Raw genomic sequence first — 23694 nt, 5'->3', positions numbered from 1 at the left:
CCATTGCTTTTAAACAAAAACCAATTGTATCATACAACATCTTTGTTACATGAATGTGACAGAAAAATATTTAAAGCTTTTGAGGGGATAGTAATGTTGAGGTGTTGTATTATGATAAAAAAAATCGGGGTCATTTCTCTTCTTTTATTTCTATTATCAACAAATGTGTTTGCAAATACAAATCAACAAATTGAAGTATTTGATTGTCAAAAAGAAATGGTCATTCAAAAACAATCTTTAGATCCAGTAATCCAAAAAGAAGCAGTTCAATACGCTAAAGCAATTACTGGTCCATTTAAAAACTTAAATGTCGTTCCAAAAGATGGCTATATGATAAAAATCCCATTATCTAAGCCGGTTTCTATTACTAATCAATGGTTACACACTACAATAGACGAAGTACTTATACTGCTCCCACTAAATGAAAAGCCTTATATTATGCTTTATGATGATGAAAATAATCCGCATTTTTATTATGTAAAAGGTAAACCAGGATTATTATTGAAACAAATGCAGGTTAAAACGTAATTGACTGAAAAGGAGTCACCTTATAAGCTAAATTTTAAAAGCTAAGGTGCTCTTTTTTATAATAACAATTTAGTAAATGAAATTATAAAAGTTGGTTTTTAATATAAGGATCGCAACTTCATATATCAGCGATTTTTAAGATATATCGATTTACCAACAAAAAACCTGTTCGTAGCTATTATTTGGATAGCAATCTCTATAATAGTTTGTAGTGACTCGATCCCTTATATAATCCCCCTTTTACAAATCCATTCGCAGTATAAAACACATCCCCTTGCTTCGTGTCAGTATGTAAAACAATCACTTCAAAATACTTTTCCGCATGACATAATAGTTGGTTTAATAATAAGTTCCCTAACCCTAAACGCCGATAATCCCTTGAAATATAAAATCTCCTTAACCGCCCAATCTTATTGTCTTTTGTGTACGGATCCTCATTTAAACCTCCAACTCCAATTAACATATCACCTTGAAAAATACCATATAAACATTCTCCAGTTTTATTGAATACATTTACTTTGTTTTTATATCCATTTATTAGTCTTATAAGGAAATTAAACCCTTCTTCTTCACTGTCTTGAACGAGATGACTGAATTCATATTCCATTAAATTTTCTATTTGTTGAATATGTATATCTTTCAAGTCCATTCCCTAAGTACGAAAATACATAAAAATGCTCGAGAATCATTTATTCTGAGCATTTTTATGGTTGTTACTATTTAATTCATAGTATGCATATAATTCACTTCATATGTAAATCGATAATACAGTTAATTAATTTTATTATGAAAATATAAGAGCCTTGCTACAATCTAGTATGTGGTAAGGCTCTTTAAAGTTGTGTAATTCTTATTGAACTAAAGCACCTGTTTACTTAAATGAATACATATACATTTATAATGTCTCTCAAATATAATATCAGTTTATAAATTCACCATTCTTCTCTAGCAAGTATAAGTTAAATTATAATTTGTTAATCGATATGTTTGTGTAACCACTGTTCAAATATTTTTAACTGTTCTTCAGTATGAAGGTAATGTTCACCCGTCTCCATAACTTCTAATTCACAACGATGTTTTTTTGTAAAATAGTTAATAGTTTCAAATTCGCACAGTTCATCCTTAGCTCCGTACATAATATATGTATCTGTATTCCATGTACTAATAGGATGCTCTTTTACATAGCATAAATAATCCCAATATAACTTTTGACCAATAGGTGTCTCTATAGTCATTTCTTTTTGTAAAAGCTCCGGTGTTACATTAAACCATTTCATCATATTTTCTATAATTCGTTCCATATTAACTACTGGTGATAAAAATAATGCCTTTTCTATCACATCATTTTGAAAAGCTAAAAGGCTAAAATATGCTCCCATACTACATGCAAACACGTTTATTTCTTTCCAATGTTCTTTTGCGTAGTTCATAATTATAGATAATTCATTAACACAAAACTGTACTTTACAAGGAGTGTTATCATTCTTTCTTTCTCCATGCTCAGGTAAATCAAAGCTTAATACTTGATAACCTTTTCGATCGGCTTCTTCAGCTACTATTTGAATAACTGCATCTTCCTTATTTGACATATTTCCATGTACTGCAATAAAAATTTTTTCACTCTTATCTCCCCACAAAACCGCAGGAATATTACTAATTTTAAAAATATTTTTAAGCATATTCCCCTCCATAAAATAAGACATATAGGACTCGAAAAAAATGCACACACTTTATTTATCTCTGTACAGCAGGCAGTATCCGCTTTAAATCTATTAAATCATCTATTACTATATCAGCCTGAGCAAGTTCATCTTCTTGCGCAAAATCAAAATTGCATCCAATTGCCAGTAAACCGTTGTCTTTCGCTGCATTTATATCAGATAGCCGGTCACCAACTACGGCTGCCTCTTTTATATCATATTTGTTCATAATACTTTTAACTAAGTCACCTTTATTTAGCGATTGTATTTGTTCGATACTAAACGTTTCAGTCACCCACTTGTCTAAAGCATAATAAGTTACGATTGCTCGTAAATATTCTTTCAAACCATTACTAGCAATGTAAATGGAACAATTATTTTCTTTTATATATGTAAATATTTCTTTTACATTTGGATATAAAGCGCCTTTTCCGCTTTTTATGTTTTCAATTAGTCTATCTAAAAAATATGCATCTGTTTGTTCTCTTATTTCAATAGAATGTTCCGGTAATAAAGCTTCCCAAACTTTCGGTAGCGGCACACCCATAATTTCACGGTATTTTTCAATCGGTGTTACCGTATCCCATAATTGAAGTGATCTTAAGTGATCAAAAGTATCATCTAACGATAATTCTAAAATTTTATCTGTTTGAAATAATGTTCCATCCATATCAAAAATTAATGCTTGTAACATTCTTATCTCTCCTTTTGGACTATAGTTTTACCAGATATATTTTTAAGAATCTCAATAATAATTTCTGAGCAATAATTTGCAGCAGTTTTCGCGAAATTATCATAAGAAACTTGAGCTTCATCATCTGCACTGTCAGAAATACATCGTATAACAAGAAACGGTATATCATTTATGTAGGCAACATGTCCAATTGCTGCACCTTCCATTTCTGTACAATGAGGTGCGTATTCGTCTATTAATTTTGCCTTTAACTTTGAATCTTCAACAAAACATTCACCACTTACAATTCTTCCTTGGTGAGCTTGAATATTTGAACTATTACTGTTACATGCTTTACGTGCTAACTCTATCAATTCCTTACTTGCAATAAACTCCTCTTGAAACGGGAATAATTTTTTCATTTGATTTTTACTTACATCATGATGGGTAACATTCGTTGAAATAACTACATCACCAACTTTTACATCTGGATGTAATCCACCAGCAACGCCCGTATTGATGATAGAGTCTACATTAAATTTATGAATTAATGTTTGCGCACATGCAGCTGCATTTACTTTCCCTACACCAGAACGTGCAATAATTACTTCTGTTCCCATGAATTCTCCAATATAAAATGGCATTCCCGCTATTGTCTGTTCTTCTTGTATTACTAGCTTTTCTAAAAGTAAATCTATTTCAATTTGCATTGCTCCGATAATGCCGGTTCTGTTCATGTATGTAGTCCCCTTTATTAATTAATCCCTTTAATCCTCTCTGACATAACCGACAATAAAAATTTCGGAAGTACAAGTTGTCTCTTTAATCTTTTCGGCTGTGAGAGTAACCTATACAGCCATTCAGTTCCAGTATCCCTCATTATTTTCGGTGCTCTTTTTACAGTACCAGATATTATATCAATCATTCCTCCGATACCAATAGATAGCGGAACGTTTAATGTTTGTATGTTTTCATAAATGAACTCTTCTTGTTTTGGTGAACCTAGTCCTACAAGTAATAAATGCGGTTTGAATTGCTTAATTTTCATTTTTATTTCTTCTATTTCTTCACCATTTACAAATCCATGCTGTCCTTTAAATTGTGCTCCTGGGAACTGCTCATTTAATTTTTCTAATGCCTTTTTATTACTTTCTGGCGCAGCTCCAAAAAGAAAGACACGATATTCATTGTCGTTACAATATTTTATTAAATCGTGAGTTAAATCCGCCCCAGTAACACGTTCTTTCAAAGTTCCTTTTAATATTTTCGAGCCAATTATGACACCAATCCCATCCGCTGTTATTAAATCCGCAGATAGTAACATCTTTTTAAACTCCTTTGATTTTTCCGTATTTTCCTTTGCAGACATAACAATTTCAGGATTTGCAGTTACTACAAACCTTGGTTTCTCTTGTTGTTCATATAACCAACCTTTTAATAAACTTATAGCTTTTGCATATTCTAAAGTTGAAAAAGGTATACCTTTTATAAATTGCTGATCCACTGTACTCTCCCCTTATATAAGCTGCAAATATTCATCAATGTCTTTAGAAATTTGAATAAAAGCTTTATTCCAAAATTCATAATTTCTTATATCTATTTCAAAATGTTTTTCATAAGCTCCTCTACTGAAGCCTTTCCTGTTTCTCGTAAGAACTCTTTATATTTCGAATGAAAAGTACTTTTACCTTCTTGAGCTATTTCTAATAAGCTAAAACTTACTAAATATCCAAACGTGTATGGATAATTGTAAAAGGAACATCTGCTATATAAAATTGAATATATTTCATCCATACAAACGGCTGGTATTCACTTAAAGCATTTCCATAAGCTTCTTTTTGTGCAATTATAGATAATTTCTCAATTTCATCAGCACTTAAAGGACCCTCTTTACATTTTTCATAAAATGTTTTTTCAAACTGATACGATGCTCGTATTGCCATTACATAATTAAAACTATTTCTTATTTTCCAGCTAAGTAATGACTTTTTCGTATCTTTACTATCCGTTGTTTCAATTAGATAATTTAAGAGTACCGTTTCAAAGAAAATAGATGCTGATTCAGCCGTACTCATTGGCAAATAATCATCTAAAAAAGATGTAGATTGTTCAAAACTCATATTATAAAAATGCCAAGCATGTCCTAATTCATGAGCGAGCACTCTTACACTATTTATACTCCCATCATAACGAATGGAAATTCGCGATTCTTTCTCACTGAAAAATGGAGCACAAAACCCGCCTGGTGGTTTATTCTCTCTCGGTTCAGCATCTACCCAACCACTTTCTATCGCATTACGTGCAAATTCTGCTAATTCTTCATCAATATTCTTCCATGCATCATAAACGTTTTGTATTGCTACTGAAAAAGGAATCATGACCTCATTACTTTCCTTTACTGTCATAAGTTCATGCCATGTAATCGAAGCTTTCCCTTTCTTATACACGTTTAAAGCACTTACTAATTTATCAAGGTTTTCTTCTGTCGCATTCCACATTTGGAATAATACAGTTTCTGAAATGCCATTCGCATGAAAAGATTGTGTTAAAATCTCTCTATCTTCTATTTCATCACTCTTTGCATTACGCAATCTCCCTACTTGATTTAATACAGTAGCAAAGATTTCTTTTTCCTTATGTAAAGCACATGTTAATGAATCGAATACTTCTAATCTTTCCTTTTCATTATCACTATTCATTGCAATAGTATTTGCTTGTCCAAAGGATAATAGTTTATTATTGTGCTCTATTTCTATCCTATCCCGTAATTGTATGTACATATTTTCCCACGCATTAAGTTCATCTTTTATTAACTTAGTATTATCTGAAGTTTCCACTTCATTATGTTTTATTACTTGCTGTAATTCACTTTTTAGTTCCTTCACTTTCACGGTCAATTTAGTAAGGTCAGATGGAACACTTTCTTCAACCGATCGACAGTACAAATAGTATTCTGCTTTTTCAATAACTTGTATAAGCTTTGAAAGAATCTCTACATCTTTTGTTACAAAATATTGCTCTTTCAACTCCAAAATCGGAAATAGAATATCCTCATTCAAATACAAGCGATTTAAATCCCATCTAGCACTTTCTTGCATTTTTATAGCCACCTCCTATTTTTACAAATAGTTACAGATATTTCTCCACACACAATTATATATGAAATGGAAAAATTTTGATATCTTCAAATATTTAAATTCCTATAAATATATTCTTATTTATACTCTTTTCTTCTACCATTAAGTATCATTACACATATAAAAAATAATCCCTCTACAAGATTGCATTTGATATAGGAAAACTTCAAAGATTTTATCTTCATCAATACCATATCGACCGATTATCACAGATTAAAAAATAAAAAAGGATTGATCAAAAGATCAATCCTTTACTCTACTTCATTTAAGAAAAATAACGTTATAACGCCAGGTCCTGTATGTGCACCGATTGCTGCACCAATTGTATTTACGATAAATACTTCACAGCCAAATCTTTCCGTAATTAATGATTTTAATGCTTCCGCTGTTTCTAAATCGTCACCGTGAGTCATACCGATTGTTTGACCTTTAAGGTCTTTACCACGTTCTTCCATAATATCAACAATACGGCTTAATACTTTCTTTTTCCCTCGTACCTTTTCAAGTGGTACAAGTTTTCCTTCTTCCACGTTTAAGATCGGTTTAATGTTTAGTAAACCACCGATAAATCCTGCGACTTTACTTAAACGTCCACCTCTCACTAAGTACTGTAAGTCAGCTACAGTGAAGATATGTTCCATATGGCTCATTAGAAAATCAACACGCTTTAAAATATCTTCTTTTGATGCGCCGTCTTTTGCCATTTTAGCAGCTTCTAAAACGACAAGACCTTGACCAAGCGAAGCACATTTCGTATCAATAATTTCTAAATCTAAGTTAGCATATGTTTCTTTTACTTCCTCTTTAATGACAACTGATGATTGATATGTACCAGACAGTTCAGATGAAAAAGCTAAATATATACAAGGATTACCTTCTTTTGCATAAGAAACAAATTTTTCTTGGAACGTTTCAAGTGAAGGCAATGACGTTCTATAAACAGCGCCTTCTCTCATTTTTTGCAATAATGTAACTGACTCTAATGTTACTCCATCTAAATACTCTGTTTCTGCTTCATCATATACACGGAGTGGAATTAAATCAATATCATATGCTTGCAGCAATTCTACTGGTAAATCCGCCGCACTATCCGTAATGATTTTAACACCCATTTTTAAACCTCTATTCTGTTATAAATATAAAATAATAAAATAAAAATAGTACTTTTAAATTATATACGTAAAACTTAAATGAAGAAAGGAAAACACTTTATATTGTATGCACTATTCTTCAAAACTTGAACTGTTAATGAAAATGATTCTATTTTAAACACCTTTTTCTTATTATTTTTCTAAAACACGAATAATTTTATAAGTATTTTGTATCATTATATTTTAATTCTTTATCTTAATATAATCTTTTCAAATTCATACTGTTTAAAATTGAAAAGCCAAATCCAATAAAGGAAATGGCTTTTACATTTTCATAAAATAACCAAACTTTATTTTCCATCAAATTGTTTGTTTACATTCATACTTTGGTGATGTTGAATATTAGTCCAGTTATGATAAATATTTATAGCCTGTACTATAATTAAAACAGTGAATATTCACCTGTAAGAATCACTAGATAAAAACAAGTTAAACATTTTATAAAATATTTAATTTTACTAGTAAAGCTAATAAAATTTGGAGAAGAATTTGAACATTTACTGCTATGTCTGTATCCGTAGTCGTAACTGTAACATTTCTAGAATTTCTAATAACAGTTTCTTGTTTATTAATTTGTTTAATAGATGATTTTTGAAACAATTCTTGTGCTACACGGTCAGCTTTTTCACTATCTGCTATAGAAATACTTATTATAACCACGATAGCTGCTTGTAATGCTGCTTGAATAGATAAAGCAGCTTTTGTATCTGTAGTAGTAACTTCTACATCTGCTGAATCTACAATTGTAATAGATTCTTCAGAAATTTGATACGTTTTACTTTCTTGCGCAGCTGCTTCTGAAACGCTAGCATTTTTAAAAGATGGATGAGGATTCGAGGAATCTAATGCACTCCACTTTTTATTTTCATCTGAATGACATGTTTTGTCCATGCGTTCACCCCCTTTCAATCTAAATAATTATTAACTTGTGATTGTATTTCAGAAACAATACTTTTAATTTGCTGCTTTTTTTCTGGTGATAAATTTTTTAATTTTTCTTCATTTATCCCATGCCTATTAAAAATATCTGAGAGTAAAAGGTCTATAATTATATTCTTTTGATCCTTATCAAACTTAAAGGAAGAAAATTTGTTTAAATCATCCATTTACAATAGTCACTCCAATCAATTTTCTATAAAAATTTTAAATATCTACGAGCATTATATGTAATGAAATAAAAATTGCTTGGACAAGTAACTTAATCTTCTATTTTCACTTTTTTGCTAATAAAATCAAAAGCTGACTTCTAATAAGAAGACAGCTTTCCTTCACTTCACATAAATATAAGTTTCATTACTGTTAAATCATGTATTTTATCTTTATTTGTAGTTTTCCACACTTGCTTTACCATTAATCTTGAATATTAATTCAGTCATAATAAAAAGTCCAAGCTTGTACCACGTATTACAACAAAAACATTTACTTAGATTGAAAACTTATAGCTAAATATCAATAGGATAGACACTTTATAAAATGTTTAGTTTAACTAATAAAGCTAATAAAATTTGAAGGAGAATTTGAATATTCACTGCAATATCTGTATCAGTAGTTGTTACGGTTACGTTTCTAGAATTTTTAATAAATGTTTTTTGTCTATTAATTTGTTTAATAGCTGATTTTTGAAATAATTCTTGTGTTATTTTATCTGCCTTTTCACTATCTGCTATAGAAATACTTACTACAACTACGATAGCTGCTTGTAATGCCGCTTGGATAGATAGCGCAGCTTTTGTATCTGTAGTAGTAACTTGTACATCTGCTGAATCAACTATTTCAATATATTCCTCAGAAATTTGATCGATTTCATCTGTTTGTATAGCTTCCTCTAAAAAATTTGCATTTTTACTAAACGAATAATCATTTAATGATTCGCAATCTTCTTTTTTCGGATCGCAATCCTCTTTTTTTAGCTCACAATCCTCTTTTTTTGGCTCACAATCCTCTTTTTTTGGCTCACAATCCTCTTTTTTTGGCTCAGGAACTCGTTTTTTCGGCTCAAACTCCCGGTTTAATGGATCCCGATTTTTCTTTCGTCTACAAACTTCACATTCACACATAAAATCACCCCTTTTAGTCTTAAAAATTAGCAATATTAAAATATTGACTAACTAATAGCATTTTATGTATTTTTTAAAAATTTGTTTGGACAAGTAACTTAATCTTCTACTTCTTTTTCTAATAAAAAAAGCTGCCTTCTAATAAGAAGACAACTTTCTTTGTGACTACTCTAGAATAGATTTCATACAATATAATTGTTCCTTCCTTATAACCTGAGTTCGTCACTTTAGTTATAAAAATGTGGGTATATCCTATACCTTTTTTAGGGACCATCCATAATTTATTTCATAAAAAGTGCTTTGTTTTACTGAAAGGTGGTTGCGGAAACAACCGCCTTTTTATTCGGAACAAAATAAAACTTTTATATAAAAGCCCCATACTTAAATACACTAAACTTCATATAATATATTGCATCCTTTCTTTTTAGAATAAGTAGTCGTTTACTGAAGGGCACTTTTCGAAGTGCTCTTATCTTTAATCCCCCTCTTTTTCAGGAAGAGTTTTTTTACTAAACCCTAATATGATTTGTATCACTAAGGCTAGGGATTACGACATTTCCTTAATAACTTCAATGAATATAGTAGCTACTAATTAAAATACCCCTATGATCTTCTCTACACTTAAACCATCGTGCATTACCGAACACATGAATTAATTTTTATTTTGACTATGTAACACTAAATTCACAAGATTATTATCCTATGTTTGATGAAGCCATCATTTCAATGCCAGCAACCCCACACTTTTAACTAATAACTTAAACAAATGGGCTACCTCAAGGTTCCTTTGATATAGTATGTTATGTTCTATATAATGAAGAGAGCGCTAGTATTCCGAAGGAGGATATATATGAGTATTCAATTGGCCACATCTAACGATTTAAAATGGATTAATAGTCAATATGACTCAATAGGATTTGTACGAAGTGATTTAAAGAGAGATAAAGTTGCAATTATTACATATAACAACGAGTATGCAGGTGTTGGCCGATTAGTCCAAATAGATGAAGATACTTTAGAAATGGGCGGGATTTTTATTCTGCCTCAATTTAGAGGGCTTCAATTAGCTGGTGAGCTTGTTTCATTTTTAGTAGAAACTGCGAAAAAATCACAAATACAAAATGTATATTGTCTTCCTTTTGAGGAATTAGAAAACTTTTATAAGAAATATGGATATACTGAAGTCGATACTACGACAGAAGCAGTCCATCCAATTATTCTAAAAAAATATAATTGGTGTTTGGAGAACTACGATAAACACGTTCTACTATTTAAATTGTAAATGTAATAAAGTGAAACTTTAATCAGTGGGAGTTTTAATCAAATCTCTCACCAATCGGGCTTTGATTAAAACTCTATGTTCCGTCAATACTATAGATAATATGATTGTATTTCTCCATTCCCCCTTGGAGAGGAGCAGTTGGCTTTTGCTAGCTGCTCTTTTATTTTTTCAAAAAGTCACATAAATATCTTTAATTCCAAACATTCAAAAGATAAAATATGATATGATTGTTATGAAGATATTTACCAACTAATAAATGCGCCCTAGACTTACGTACTAGGGCGCATTTATTTTTTAGTATGTAACCCTTCACTCATCTATTATCCACAAAATAAGTATCATATGCCTTATCAAATTCATATCCTAACTTTTCTGCTAGTTTAGCAGATGTAGTATTCGCTGCGTCCCAGTTTGGATACTTTCCATTTTCTAAGCAATCCAATATAAGAGCTGCACTTACTACAGTTGCCAAGCCCTCTCTTCTATGATTGTGATCAGTTGCAACTTCAATTTCAATCCCATCATTATAAATACTATACGAGGATGCACCGCATACAACTTCTCCGTTATATAAAATGCTATAACCTATACCACGGTTTATATAATCTTCTACCGAATGAAATTGACTTGTGAAATCTTCAGATATCTTATGTAATGTAGGGCTATTTGCGATATGCTCGTCTATTCTTCTTAACTCATATTCTTTTGGAAGTGCTGATATAAAAGATTTTAATTTTGAACGATTAAAAACTTCTGGATTTCGTTTGAATTTATAACGTAAAAACTTATCTATTTTTCTTTCATGGAATGTTTCTAAGCGTTGTTTCCACTCTTCACTATTTACGATAACTAAAATTCTTTCTGGAATATTACGTAATAACTCTTCTGTTTCTTTCGTATTTGGGTCTCCAGCGTAAAATGTAAAAATCCCTACCGTAACTTGTGCTACTTTTGGATTTTCAAGATCATTTACCCAAGCAGTACCCATATGCCCTTGTAAATAAGAAAGTAAAACAACGTTATTGAAATCCTCAAACATAGAAACTAGTTTTTTTCTTGTATGTATATTCGCTTCATATATCATTTACATTCCCGCCTTCTTTAGAATCAACTACTCTTAACATTTTCATGAGCGCTCCATAATTCGTATTCATATACATACCCACCTGTTCATCATAAAAGCAATTGACTATTAAATTAAAACTTCGAATATTTATAAAATATCAGTAAACATAAAATGATTATAACATCTACTAACTATGAAATGATCAACATATAAAATAAGTCAACAATAAATATATTTCTTACCCGTTAACAAACGGTTTGAAGGACCAACATAATTAATTATGTAACAACCCTCAACAATAGTTTGAGGGTGCATTTAAATACATGTGTTATAACTCATTTTTATAAATAAAAGATTCCGTCTCACCGTTCTTATATACTTTAGTCAATTTAACAACTGATTTGTACGTGTTAACGTCATCCTCTATCATTTTTTTCACCTCTTCTATTTCGGCATCACCAGTTCCGCCCTCTATTTTTAAACAGTTCGAAATGGAAAGGTATCCGCTTGATGCCAATATAAAAATAAAAATCGTATCAGGAAAATTAATAAATAATAATCCGTAGTTTAAAGGGTCTCCAGCTGGATGTGATAAAAGTAATCGAAAACCTACCAGTTCAGGTACTTGAACAAACTCTCTAGAAACTTTCGCCTCACCTACTATAGTAATTTGCTTTACTACATTCCCGAGATCATCTGTAAATTCAGTACATCTAGGTGGATTAATTGTTGTTGCTTGGAAAGACACATTTAATTCAGGATTGTTAAAATCGAAAAAGATTGTACTCCCCTCTGTTAAACAATGCGGGCAAACATTTCCTAGCAAGCTAAAGTCCTCTTCAATATATTTAACTTTTGTTTTGCAACTACATACTTTCCCTATTCGAATTGCATCAATCTTTGAACAATCGACAAATATAACCTCATTGTCTTCTTGTACGAATGATACGATACCTGTTTTCTTATTAAATGAAAGAAAATAAGATACAGCAATTTCGTTTCCTTCTATTATGATACTTTCAACTTTTGTATACGGTTCTAGACTCTGTAAAAACTCACATATACTATTTTGGCAACACCCACAATCACGTTTCGGTTCACACCCCACTTACACTCCATCCCTTCTCTATATAGAATTGCTACTACATATATATGAGAAGAAAATAAGAAAAGCTTGGACAATATAACGTTAACGTAGCAATATCGTTACCTAATCGTACATTTATATGGAAATCACACCATTTTTGAGTAAGGACACATAATTTTTACTATAAATACATATAACAATTTCATCTTTCATGAAAAAAACGTTATAATAAGGTGTAGCCTCTACGATTACGTTATAAAGGAGATTAAAACAATGGCTAAAATTAAAGTATACCAAGCAAAAGAGGAAAATATGGAAGCAGTAAAAAACATCATTGATGTTGAGGAACAAAACCCAACTGCTGAAAACTTACAAAATCTATACGCATGTGTATTAGATACTGAAGATATGGCATTGCCTGAATCATACATTGAAGAAGATATCTTAATTGATTCTATTGAAGTTATGGTTAACGCTTCTCAAAGCAAAGTAAGAGACTTAGGTGCTTACGATGTAATCGAAGTTCAAAACAAAGGTAAGAAAACACAAATTTTACTATTAGCAGACGAAGAATACGAAATTATCGAAGGCTAATCTAAATCCGTACATACGAAAAAGCTCCTTTCCAATTAGAAAGGAGCTTTTTCATTACGCTTTTGATGTTTCACTCTTTTTATTCGTTTGTTGTTTCTTAATTACCATGCGCTCATTTCCCATAAAGAAAATAAATATGAATGCTAATCCAGCTGGTACCAATGCCCACATGAATGTTTGAACAATTGAACTAGAAAGAGCGTCAATAATCTTATCTAATATTTGCGGAGGGATTTGAGATCTTGCCGATTCTGATAGAATAGCTCTTGAATCCCCTAAAGCGTTTGTATTCATTCCCCCGCTCATCCCTTTAAATGCTTCTTCTAATTGATCTTGGAAACCTGTTCTTTGGATCATTCCGAAGATTGTAATGCCTAGTGTCATTCCTAACGAACGAATGAAGTTACTCGTTGAAGTCGCAGACCCGCGCTGTTCCATACCGAAGTTGTGAATAGCTGCCATACTTAGTACAGAGAATGAGAAACCGACTCCAAATCCGATAATAATCATATAAACTGTTAATAATACACGACTTGTTTCTGGTGTTAACGTGCTTAATAAGAATAGTCCAATTAGCATAATAACCGCAGAAATAATCATAATGTTTCGGTAGCTAAGTTTAGTTGTTAAAAATCCGCCTAACTGCGCTGTTACGACTGATCCTAACATCATCGGTAAAAGTAATAATCCTGAGTTTGTTGCGGTACCACCGTATACACCTTGAATAAATAACGGAATGTACACAGTTGCTGACATAAATGCAGCACCGTAACATAAAGCAATAATTGTACTCATTCCGAATAAGCGCTGCTTAAACATCTCAAATGAAATAATTGGTTCTTCTACTTTTCGTTCAATAAAAATGAATGCGATGATTAAAATAGCGAATCCACCAAATAAGCTTAAAATAAAGCTAGAATCCCAATCATATTTTTGTCCGCCTAGTTCAAGCGCAAACATTAAAGAAACTACTGCACCAACTAAAGTAATTGCACCAAACCAATCAATCTTTTGCTTCCTATGAACGCGTGATTCTTTATAAAAGAATGTAATAAAAATAAGTGCTAAAATGCCAAGTGGTAAGTTAATATAAAATACCCAGTGCCAGCTAATGTAGTCGGTAATATATGCGCCAAGTAATGGCCCGAAAATACTAGATAATCCAAATACCGCTCCGAATAAACCACCCATTTTCCCGCGTTTTTCAGGTGGGAAAATATCAAAAACGATAGTAAACGCGATTGGCACTAATGCCCCGCCGCCAATACCTTGAATGGCACGATAAATACCTAACTGTGTAATATTTTCAGCAGTACCACAAAGTGCCGAACCAATCATAAAGACAATTAAACCGAAAATAAAGAATCTCTTTCTACCATACATATCTGATAGCTTACCGAAAATCGGCATGCCTGCCATTTCTGCGACCATATAGGCAGAAACGACCCATACAAAGTTTTCGAGGCCTCCTAAGTCACCAACGATTGTTCCCATCGCCGTTACGACAATGGTATTATCCATCGATGCCATTAAAATACCTAGCAATAAGCCCGCCACAACAAAGCCGAGCTTATTATTCTTCTCAACCATATCTCTTGCTCTCCCTCATACTACTTATATTTGTTTATGTTCTTTTACGACTGCATTACCTTTTTGATTAAAACTAGTATGATATTCTACAACACTAATTTCACATCCAGGACCAATTGTGACGTTGTTGCCTCTTACAACTTCAGCAATCGTATGTTCTAAATAGATATCATCTCCTTCAACAATCGAAGTTTGGAGGTTTCCAGCATGACTAGTAAAAGGAATAAATCTCGCTTTTTTACGAACAGTAATCTTTTTACCACCAATTTCTCTTACCTTACTGCCTTCATAACGAAGTGAGATTTGAATATTTTCAGCATTAAGTAATCCATCACTTTCAAGACCACCAGTTAATGATAAATCTTCTACTTCAATATCTCCTTTTACATTTAAAGCACCTTTTACATCTACGAAATCACCTGAAAACTTTCCTGCAATATCTATCATACCTCTAACTTTTGTTTTTTCAATATGAGCATCACCATGAATTTGTGTATTACCATATACTTTTACATATTCCGCATCTACATTTCCTTGTACTTCGTTATCTCCATATACGACATAATTTTTCACTTTCACATTACCGCGTACATCACTCGTTCCGTACGTTTTAAACTCATTGCAACTCATATCATTCGTAATTGTTCCTTCACCGCGAATCTTCACTTTATTATAATCTCCGCCTGCTGAATTACCAGAACCATTTACTGTGAGACTATGTGGATGTTCCATATTGATTTCTCCCTTCCGTTAAACTTGCTTAATTTCTTTTACATTTGCATTTTTATCAACAGTAAGAACACCGGTATATTCAATCAGTTCAATCTCACAGTTTGCTCCTACTGTAACATTGTTTCCTCTTACCGTTCTTATGTGAGCATAATCAATATCGATATTGTCACCTTCTAATAGTTCAGCTTCTAACTGCAAGCCAAATACTGTTTTAAATAGCCTACTAAATGTACCTGATCTATGTCTTACTTTAATCGTTTGACCACCAATTTCTTTCGCTTGACACGTACCGTGAATATTTATATTAATTTCATCTGCGCTTAATAAACCACCGATTGTAAATTGTCCTTCTGAAGAAAAAGTATCCACTTCACAATTACCGTCAATTGTAGCTTGACCATTGACTTTAAATTCTTCACCAGTGACATTTCCACCTATCGTACCTTTTCCTGCAATTTTCAAACTGTTTGCTTTTACATTTTGCGTAATTGTTGCTTTTCCATCAATTCGCATCGTTTCAGCATGAACTGTGCCATCAACTTTACCAGATCCGCTAATTCGTGCACTGCTACTTTTCAAATCGCCAGTAACTGCACCGTAACCGTTACATTCAAATTGCTCACATTCAACATTTCCATTCACAGTTCCTTTTCCGTTTAATTGCACTTTATGAAACTCGCCACCATTCGATGAACCGTAACCATTTATAATCAAATTATCTGTACGCATACTTTCTCCTCCACTACAACAATTTAGTTTTTAATGCTTCGGTATATTTCATAATCGCTTCGCGTAAAACGATTTTGGTGCCTTTTTCAAAAATTAAATCGTCCACGTTTGAAACTAATAAACATGTAGAAATACCTAACTTTCGGACAATGATTAAATCACAAGTTTTATGTTTCATTGCTTCATAATTTTCACGTAAAACTTGCAAGACCATTTTTCCTTCTTCTAAACTAATCTCTCCTGATTGTAGTAATTCTTCCAACATGTACACATAAAGAATGTCTACAAATTGAAACTCTGCTGTTTTATTCGTTTGTTCTATGAAAAATTGTAAAACTGGTTCTGATGCAATCCCCTTGCGTAAAATCTCTTCCTTTGTTAAAAGAATTTCTCTCACACTCGGTGAAAACATGTTCGCTAGTTCATCAAGTGATAAATCCTCTTTCATCGTTTGGATTTTATCGATACGCTCTAATATCTTTTCTTTCGGAAAAAATGTCTCTTGACCTGTAAACGTTGATTTTCGTACAAACCAATCTTCCGGAATTAAATTTTTTCTTTTCCACCTATATAACTGTCCGTATGAAATACCAGTTAGTTCTAATAAATCTTTTTTTGAAATTAAATCTGTACTCAACTGTATAACACTCCTTCCTGATAACAATGTAACATAACACTGTTACGCTGTAAATAGACTTTTATCACAAGTAGCGTAACAATGTGTAAAACAAACCTATTCTCACATACAAAAAGGCTCTTACACATCTTATGAAAATGTGCAAAAGCCCTTATATATCAAGATTTAAACCAAATATTATAAAAATCAATCCAACCTTGTGAATTAATCATTATATTTTGAACTTTTTCATGTGTACTTACCTCTTGTTTATTACGATATAAAGGAATAATATGAATTTGACGTAACAAAGTATCCTCGATATCGCGTAACAGTGTAACTCTTTTCTCTAATTCTTCTTGTCTAAAATAAGGAGACAACTTTTCATGAAAGTCCATGCTGCTTTGTCCATGAATAAAACTATTTTTTGTAAGAAACATATATAATAAACTATCTTCTATTCGTTCACTTATTGTGGCACTATCATGCATCATATCGGCCTTTTGTATCGTACTTACTTCCAATAGCTCTTCTATCTCAAGAAAATTATTTTCTACACGAATCCCGTACTTCGCACACTCTTTTTGTATCCATTGTGCATCTTCAACATGATCTCGTCCTGTAAATGTGTAGAGTTGTAGCACTTCACTATGATAAGTACTCCTTTTAATTAAACTTTCGATATCTTCGTCAATATCTACTATGCTTTCATTTGCTAATATTAGTTTCTTTGCCACTTCTCCACGTTCTCCGCCGAGTTCTTGAACGATTGTATAACCATGAATGATTTGATATAACGCTTTCCGAAATAACGCATCTTGCATTGGTCCTTCTTTCGTAAGATTACATGTTATATATGTCACGTTCGACTCAAGCCGGGACAATTCTTTATTATGTTTTTCTTTATCTTTATACTGCGCCTTTACTAAAACATCGTATGTACTTACACCTTGTTCTACATTCCACAACTCAATACGATCTAAAAAAGGTCTTTCACGAAAATATAAAGGATGTCCTTCTAAAATGAACAGATTTTCATTACTTTTATATAATTGAAAAGGCCCTGTTCCAATTAACCCTCCTGCTTCATCTTCATTCACGATAGAACACTGTTCTGCACTTAGCATATGTAAAAACATTCGATTTTCCGTATGTAATTGAATTTCGAAAACGTAGTCATCCACTGAACGGATATTTTCAACGTGTTGTAACATCCATGCGTGTGCATTATTTTCCAGCTTCATAAATCGATTCAACGAGTATATAACATCATGTGCAGTAAGTTGTTTTCCATTATGAAAGTGAACTCCTTTTCGTAAGTAAAACGTCCATATTTTTTCAGCGTCATTATATTCCCAGTGAAATGCAAGTCTTGGCTCTATAATGTTTGTATTACCGTCTACATACAAGAGTGTGTCGAATATATGTTTTACCATATGGCATTCTGAACGCATTGTAGCGTATACAGGATCTAATGTGATATCTAAATTCATTTGTACTTGCAACCGGAGTACATCTCTTCTCCCTTCAGATGTCATTTCAACCTTATGACCAAATATTGAATCCACCCAGGAGTGATATTCTCCCTTTACCGATGGAAAATGTGAGCTATAGCGTTCCACAAATATGCTTCCGCTTTTCACATCCCCTTTTTTCGTTATTTCTTTTCCTCTATCTAAAATTAAAGACATCGGGTGCTTTTGAAATATTAACTTAGAACGATTTCCTCTGCCGCGACCTGGAAACCACTTAATCCAATTTAACTCATCTAATTTTTTTATAATTAATTTACTATTACGCTCTGTACAAAATAGTGTTCTAGATATATTTTGCACTGTTACTTCCAATCGTTCTCCCTCTTTTTTCCCTTTTCCATAAGCAATCCATAGTTCAATGTATTGATCTAAAATAAACATCATACTCCCCCTAAAAGGTGAAAAATACTCCCTATTGTTTCTACCCTTTTTCCAACTCTCCTTTCATCTTATCATTTCAATATAGAAAGGAGGAATTAATATTGAATTATCTCTTACTTCGTTACAATAAACCTATTTTCATTAGACTGTGCGGTGAATTATTAACCCGAACGACTGAATCTATGTTAGCTCTCATTATGATTATTTACGTCAATAAAATGTTAAACGGCAATGTAATAATAACTATGCTAATTTTCGGACTGCAGCCACTTTCAGACATTTTATTTACACTTATTGCTGGAGGAATTACTGATAAATATGGCCGAAAAAAGATTATGTTACTCGGATTATTACTACAAGGTGTTGCAATCGGTAGTTTCGTTTTCGCTCAATCCGTTTTTATATTTGCACTGTTATATGTCATTAATGGTATTGGCCGTTCCTTATACATTCCAGCTCAGCGTGCACAAATTGCTGATTTAACAAAACAAGAGCAGCAAGCAGAGATTTTTGCTCTCCTACAAACGATGGGAGCAATCGGATCCGTAGTCGGCCCTTTAATCGGTGCAAGTTTTTATAATACTCACCCAGAATATTTATTTATCGTGCAAAGTGTAACTCTTACGATATATGCTGTTGTTGTTTGGACCCAGCTCCCAGAAACTGTTCCACCTATAAGTAAGTCGAAACAAACAGTTGAGGCAAGTTCACCAAAGCAATTTGTTTTTAAACATTACGCCATATTCGGTCTTATGGTTTCTACACTTCCTATTAGCTTTTTTTATGCACAAACTGAGACGAATTATCGTATTTTTGCAGAACATGTATTTCCTAATCTCGTATTCATACTCGCATTTATTTCAACATGCAAAGCCATTTTGGAAATCATTCTACAAATCTTCCTCGTAAAATGGTCTGAACGATTTTCTATGGCGAAAATCATCCTTATTTCTTACGCCTGCTATACAATAGCTGCAGTTGGCTTTAGTTATTCAACGACGATATTGTCGTTATTCTTCACCTTACTCTTTTTAGTCATTGGAGAAAGTATTGCTCTAAACCATTTATTACGATTCGTTTCAGAAATTGCACCTCATGATAAACGTGGTTTATATTTTTCAATTTACGGTATACACTGGGATATATCTCGAACGTGTGGACCAGTTATTGGTGCAGTTATATTAAGTAAGTTAAATGGAAGTATGCTGTTTTATATTTGTGCTAGCTTCTTATTAGTTGGAGGTATTGTTCAAGCGCTATTTGTTCAAAGTTTGGAACGTAAAAAAATCGTGAACCATCCTACACATAATTTATAGGTTACTACTTTTTCAGTAGATCAACATTTCTTATTGGATAAATGCTAAAAAATAAAAGTGAAGTATTTCGCATATGAAAGTATGTTTTATATGACAGGAGACGTTCCTTGTTTACAACTAAAAACACCTCACTTCAAGAAAGTGAGGTGTTTTTGAAATCACTTAATTTCTTATCCTGCCATTTTATTAATACTATCCTCTGGCGAAAATACGGAAATATGATCGACCTTACCAGTCGATTTTGGAATGACAAATTTCAATTCATACTGGTTATTTACTTTGTATACATATATTTTATCTTCACCATTCTCTTTAACTGAAGATGGTTTTCCTAATGCTTTTTCAATTTCTTGTAATGTAATCAATTTTAGTTCTGCATGATATGAGCGTACATCAAAAACTTGTGACCCTTTATTAAATCCGAAAACAACATTTTTATTTGTAAAAGTTGCGTACATTCCATTCCCTGCATATTCGGTTTTATTTGCTTTCCCCCACGCTTTTTCAATTTCTTCAATATCCCCTGTATGGGCTCCAAATGGCACATTAGGTACCTTTCCTTCTTTTGCTAGTTCAAACAAATCTTTAACGTGGTTAATTGATTTTTGATTAAGTGTTCTATCTTTCGAATCTTGCTCAGCTGATGGTTTTGTTGTTTTTTCATTACTTGGTTTTGCTTCAAGATTTTTCTTTTCTTCTGAAGAATTACTTTGTTCATTTTTATGATTTTCCGAGGCTGGATTTGCTTCCTTTTTTTCGTCTGTCCCTTTACATGCTGCTAATGCAAATGTGCATGTAAAAGTAAGAAATAACATAACTATTTTGAAATATACTTTCATCATTTTTACCCCCTATTGTATTTTATTCATTTCGATAATCAACCGGATGCGAAGTATAGTATTAATTAAGGACTTCTAATTCTAAATCGTCACTTTCCCATAATTAAAAAAAACTTGGAATTATATTGTTAATCATCGTATTCATCTCCTTCTTTAAACCTTCTCTTCTCGATGATAATATCCTCTATCTATAACTTAAAACATGCTGTCACAACAGCTCCTTGAAACAAAAAAAACAGTAGGAAGTGATTACTCTTTTCCTACTGGTTGAAATGAAATTAAACGGTAAATCTTAGCTTCTTAAAAAATGTAGCGATAGTGTTTTTTACTGTTTCAAAATTATAAGCAAACGTGTTATCTCCACTTAATGATGAAATACATGTTAAACCTGCAGCTTTAATAAAAGCTTTTACATCTACAAGCATAGAATTAGCCTCCAAGAATTTAATTACAATCATTATAACAGGTGTTTTACGACGCTAACATGAAAGTAATAAATAAATTTCTATTATTAATTTATCCCGCTATTTGCTGGGCAGTAAGATCCCCACCTCAAAATTCAGCGGAAACAAAGAAGTTAGGTGGGGGCCCTGCTGCCCGTAAAAGCTAAATTGGTGAGGGCTGATAATCAGTGGGAATGAACAAAACCCCCACTGATTAAAATTTCACCTTATTTAGCTTACAGTACACCATTTCAATGTCATATAAAAAAGCTGCCCAAAAAGAGCAGCTTCAAATATGTATATTACACTTCAATTGATTTACCATCTTCAACAATATGATAAAGTAAATGCGCTAAATGATGAATTGGACCGTATTCTTCCTCTTCCTCATCTGTTTCGCCTTGGAATTCAAGATCGTTTAAGTATAGTGCTAAAAATTGATAGTATAGTTTTAAATCAAATCCGTAGCATGCAGTTGGTTCTTCATGATCCCCTTCATATTGTAACATTAAGTATTGATCATTTCCTTCTGCATCTTCTGCATCAAAGAATACGAAGAAGCCAACGTTTGTATCTAAATCAAATAAATGACGAGTACCTTTTTCAGTTGCTTTATTGAAGTCCTCTTCACTTAATTTATGTACTGTTGTCGCTTTTGCATTATCTTCTTGATGGAAATTTACTGTAAATGATTTCAATGCTGACACCTCCTGATTGTATAATACTAGCATAACATATAAAAAGGACTGCTTACAAATGTAAACAGTCCTTACATTCATTTTCGCATTGCTCGTAATAAGAAGCTTACGATGAAAATTAAAATGATCGCACCGATTAAAGCTGGAATAATTGCATATCCGCCAATGACTGGACCAAAACTACCAAGTAATTTCGAACCAACCCAAGAACCGATAATACCAGCAATAATATTACCAATTACACCACCAGGTACGTCCTTTCCAGTAATTAAGCTCGCAAGCCATCCTAATATACCACCGACGATTAAAGACCAAATCATATAATAACCTCCTTTACATTTCACCAATCAAAATATAATTAGAAACAATTGCTTACCATTAGTTATGTGACATTTTTCATAAGTTATTCATGTTGTTCAACTTTAAGATTTTTGAGAATAATACACACAGATTAAACCTTTTTTTGAACTAACGATTTATCCGACTTGTTATTACACACATTAAGAACAATCTGGCTTCAATATTGTTCGCATAAACTCTTCTTTAAAAGCTGCATAGTTAAAACCAACAGCAATTCTTTGAATCGGCCGATCATCAAACCTTGTTGGCTCAGCTATTTTTCTAAAGTCTGCTACACTTTGGCCCCTAGTCACATCATTTGTCGTACTAATCCACACTGCCGATTTTTTATATTCGAAAATACTGTCATTTATAAACGAGATAAACGGTAGTAAATCGTGTATAGGACTTCCACCAATACCCGGATATTCTTTTTTATAGAAATTCTCATAATAAAAATCAATCATTGGTTTAATGAGTTTCGCCTGTCCAGTTCCTTGTTTATCTATTATATTCGCCATTTCAGGCGTAATAAGCGCGCCCTGTGTTACATTTAACGGGTATATGCTAGCGTTTTTCGCATATTTCATAACAATATTTGCTGCAATTGGATCACCATAAAAATTCGCTTCAGATACTGGTGTAACATTACCTGGAAATAGGAAAGCGCCGCCCATTATATAATACGAACAAATACGATCCATTATATTTGGATACAATAAAAATAACGTAGCAAGCGTCGTTAGTCTCCCTGTCGCCACAATTATAATATCTTCTGGACAAGGTTCGATTAATTTGATTAATTCACAAAAATTTTCTCGTTTACAAATTCTCATCTCAGGTGGAATAATAGGACCTAAACCGTGATCCCCGTGGATTTCAGGGAAAAACAAAGGCTCTTCAGCTGTCATCGGTCTACTCGCACCTTCAATAATTTTCACTTGTGTAGCATAGTACCTTTCTAAAAAATAAACATTTTCCGTAACGATATCTCGTGATACATTCCCGTACTCAGCAACAATACCTAGAATATCTAATTTACATGTTTTATTTGCATAAATTAACGCTACGGCGTCATCAATACCAAAGTCTCCAAAAAAGATAATTTTCTTATTAACTATTCTCACCCCTCTTAAGCATAATCTACTATTATTATTATGTGAAAAAGACAAGGCGGTGAAACAGCGCAAACTAAAAAAGC

General features: G+C 32.5%; 25 protein-coding genes and 1 pseudogene. 4 read left to right on the top strand and 22 right to left on the bottom strand.

The window, feature by feature from the left end:
- Positions 1–111: 111 nt before the first annotated feature.
- Entirely contained in the window at positions 112–528 is a 417-nt protein-coding gene (locus tag IQ781_RS01770; protein ID WP_000591778.1) for a hypothetical protein, read from the top strand.
- A 196-nt stretch (positions 529–724) separates the two neighbouring features.
- Here IQ781_RS01770 and IQ781_RS01765 read toward each other — a convergent pair whose 3' ends face one another.
- The 10 genes and pseudogenes from IQ781_RS01765 to IQ781_RS01720 form a co-directional block, all read right to left on the bottom strand.
- A complete protein-coding gene (locus IQ781_RS01765; protein WP_000651682.1) occupies positions 725–1171 on the bottom strand; it encodes a GNAT family N-acetyltransferase in 447 nt (148 codons plus the stop codon).
- A gap of 331 nt (positions 1172–1502) precedes the next feature.
- A complete protein-coding gene (locus IQ781_RS01760; RefSeq protein WP_000916629.1) occupies positions 1503–2207 on the bottom strand; it encodes an alpha/beta hydrolase in 705 nt (234 codons plus the stop codon).
- 55 nt (positions 2208–2262) lie between these two features.
- Entirely contained in the window at positions 2263–2922 is a 660-nt protein-coding gene (locus IQ781_RS01755; RefSeq protein ID WP_000938422.1) for an HAD hydrolase-like protein, read from the bottom strand.
- 2 nt (positions 2923–2924) lie between these two features.
- Positions 2925–3638, bottom strand: a complete 714-nt coding sequence (locus IQ781_RS01750; RefSeq protein WP_001082284.1) for a 5'-methylthioadenosine/adenosylhomocysteine nucleosidase — start codon at positions 3636–3638, stop codon at positions 2925–2927.
- A 17-nt stretch (positions 3639–3655) separates the two neighbouring features.
- Positions 3656–4405, bottom strand: a complete 750-nt coding sequence (locus tag IQ781_RS01745; RefSeq protein WP_000372664.1) for a WecB/TagA/CpsF family glycosyltransferase — start codon at positions 4403–4405, stop codon at positions 3656–3658.
- A 12-nt stretch (positions 4406–4417) separates the two neighbouring features.
- Positions 4418–5999: pseudogene (locus IQ781_RS01740) on the bottom strand (M3 family metallopeptidase).
- Between the two features lie 290 nt (positions 6000–6289).
- On the bottom strand, positions 6290–7150 hold the full coding sequence (locus IQ781_RS01735; protein WP_000538278.1) for a DegV family protein: 861 nt from the start codon (positions 7148–7150) through the stop codon (positions 6290–6292).
- Between the two features lie 477 nt (positions 7151–7627).
- The gene (locus tag IQ781_RS01730; protein WP_000361676.1) at positions 7628–8080 is read right to left on the bottom strand and encodes a spore coat protein; all 453 of its coding nucleotides are present in this window, start codon (positions 8078–8080) and stop codon (positions 7628–7630) included.
- A gap of 14 nt (positions 8081–8094) precedes the next feature.
- Positions 8095–8295 carry a spore coat protein W gene (locus tag IQ781_RS01725; RefSeq protein ID WP_000342253.1) on the bottom strand — a complete coding sequence of 67 codons (201 nt, stop codon included), beginning with the start codon at positions 8293–8295 and terminating at the stop codon, positions 8095–8097.
- A 360-nt stretch (positions 8296–8655) separates the two neighbouring features.
- Complete coding sequence (locus IQ781_RS01720) at positions 8656–9246, bottom strand: spore coat protein (protein ID WP_000333031.1); 591 nt, start codon at positions 9244–9246, stop codon at positions 8656–8658.
- An 850-nt stretch (positions 9247–10096) separates the two neighbouring features.
- On the opposite strand from IQ781_RS01720, the gene IQ781_RS01715 reads away from it, so the two are divergent.
- Entirely contained in the window at positions 10097–10528 is a 432-nt protein-coding gene (locus IQ781_RS01715; protein ID WP_000027166.1) for a GNAT family N-acetyltransferase, read from the top strand.
- 313 nt (positions 10529–10841) lie between these two features.
- Here IQ781_RS01715 and IQ781_RS01710 read toward each other — a convergent pair whose 3' ends face one another.
- Together IQ781_RS01710 and IQ781_RS01705 are read right to left on the bottom strand one after the other, a co-directional pair.
- Complete coding sequence (locus IQ781_RS01710) at positions 10842–11612, bottom strand: GNAT family N-acetyltransferase (protein ID WP_000638727.1); 771 nt, start codon at positions 11610–11612, stop codon at positions 10842–10844.
- Between the two features lie 310 nt (positions 11613–11922).
- Positions 11923–12702: a BC_2878 family exosporium-associated protein gene (locus tag IQ781_RS01705; RefSeq protein ID WP_063220343.1), complete on the bottom strand. Its 780-nt coding sequence runs from the start codon at positions 12700–12702 to the stop codon at positions 11923–11925.
- A 252-nt stretch (positions 12703–12954) separates the two neighbouring features.
- Between IQ781_RS01705 and IQ781_RS01700 the strand changes: the two genes are divergently transcribed.
- Positions 12955–13275 (top strand): hypothetical protein, encoded by a 321-nt coding sequence (locus IQ781_RS01700; RefSeq protein WP_001062733.1) that lies wholly within the window; start codon positions 12955–12957, stop codon positions 13273–13275.
- A gap of 54 nt (positions 13276–13329) precedes the next feature.
- Here the strand turns inward: IQ781_RS01700 and IQ781_RS01695 are convergent, their stop codons facing one another.
- The 5 genes from IQ781_RS01695 to IQ781_RS01675 all read right to left on the bottom strand — a co-directional run bounded on the left by IQ781_RS01695 (position 13330) and on the right by IQ781_RS01675 (position 18858).
- Entirely contained in the window at positions 13330–14865 is a 1536-nt protein-coding gene (locus IQ781_RS01695; protein ID WP_000229620.1) for an MDR family MFS transporter, read from the bottom strand.
- Between the two features lie 24 nt (positions 14866–14889).
- Positions 14890–15597 (bottom strand): hypothetical protein, encoded by a 708-nt coding sequence (locus IQ781_RS01690; protein ID WP_000400906.1) that lies wholly within the window; start codon positions 15595–15597, stop codon positions 14890–14892.
- Positions 15598–15615: 18 nt separating this feature from the next.
- The gene (locus IQ781_RS01685) at positions 15616–16326 is read right to left on the bottom strand and encodes a bactofilin family protein (protein WP_063220341.1); all 711 of its coding nucleotides are present in this window, start codon (positions 16324–16326) and stop codon (positions 15616–15618) included.
- Between the two features lie 13 nt (positions 16327–16339).
- A complete protein-coding gene (locus IQ781_RS01680) occupies positions 16340–16963 on the bottom strand; it encodes a YhbD family protein (protein ID WP_000102257.1) in 624 nt (207 codons plus the stop codon).
- 158 nt (positions 16964–17121) lie between these two features.
- Complete coding sequence (locus IQ781_RS01675; protein ID WP_139846754.1) at positions 17122–18858, bottom strand: ABC transporter substrate-binding protein; 1737 nt, start codon at positions 18856–18858, stop codon at positions 17122–17124.
- A gap of 101 nt (positions 18859–18959) precedes the next feature.
- Here IQ781_RS01675 and IQ781_RS01670 point away from each other — a divergent pair, with 101 nt between their 5' ends.
- Entirely contained in the window at positions 18960–20174 is a 1215-nt protein-coding gene (locus IQ781_RS01670) for an MDR family MFS transporter (protein WP_001108464.1), read from the top strand.
- 170 nt (positions 20175–20344) lie between these two features.
- Here the strand turns inward: IQ781_RS01670 and IQ781_RS01665 are convergent, their stop codons facing one another.
- The 5 genes from IQ781_RS01665 to IQ781_RS01645 all read right to left on the bottom strand — a co-directional run bounded on the left by IQ781_RS01665 (position 20345) and on the right by IQ781_RS01645 (position 23620).
- Positions 20345–21016, bottom strand: a complete 672-nt coding sequence (locus tag IQ781_RS01665) for a YjgB family protein (protein ID WP_139846753.1) — start codon at positions 21014–21016, stop codon at positions 20345–20347.
- A gap of 275 nt (positions 21017–21291) precedes the next feature.
- Positions 21292–21438: a hypothetical protein gene (locus IQ781_RS01660; protein ID WP_000959548.1), complete on the bottom strand. Its 147-nt coding sequence runs from the start codon at positions 21436–21438 to the stop codon at positions 21292–21294.
- Positions 21439–21758: 320 nt separating this feature from the next.
- On the bottom strand, positions 21759–22154 hold the full coding sequence (locus tag IQ781_RS01655) for a hypothetical protein (RefSeq protein WP_000834883.1): 396 nt from the start codon (positions 22152–22154) through the stop codon (positions 21759–21761).
- Positions 22155–22231: 77 nt separating this feature from the next.
- The gene (locus IQ781_RS01650) at positions 22232–22474 is read right to left on the bottom strand and encodes a GlsB/YeaQ/YmgE family stress response membrane protein (RefSeq protein ID WP_000638306.1); all 243 of its coding nucleotides are present in this window, start codon (positions 22472–22474) and stop codon (positions 22232–22234) included.
- Between the two features lie 180 nt (positions 22475–22654).
- Positions 22655–23620: a nucleoside hydrolase gene (locus IQ781_RS01645; protein WP_001223682.1), complete on the bottom strand. Its 966-nt coding sequence runs from the start codon at positions 23618–23620 to the stop codon at positions 22655–22657.
- Between the last annotated feature and the right edge of the window lie 74 nt (positions 23621–23694).

The sequence above is a fragment of the Bacillus sp. N447-1 genome (genome assembly GCF_022701035.1).
GTDB classification, from domain to species: Bacteria; Bacillota; Bacilli; order Bacillales; family Bacillaceae_G; genus Bacillus_A; species Bacillus_A cereus.
The sequence above is the reverse complement of the archived record's forward strand: the minus strand, read 5'-3'. Positions and strand labels throughout refer to the sequence as shown.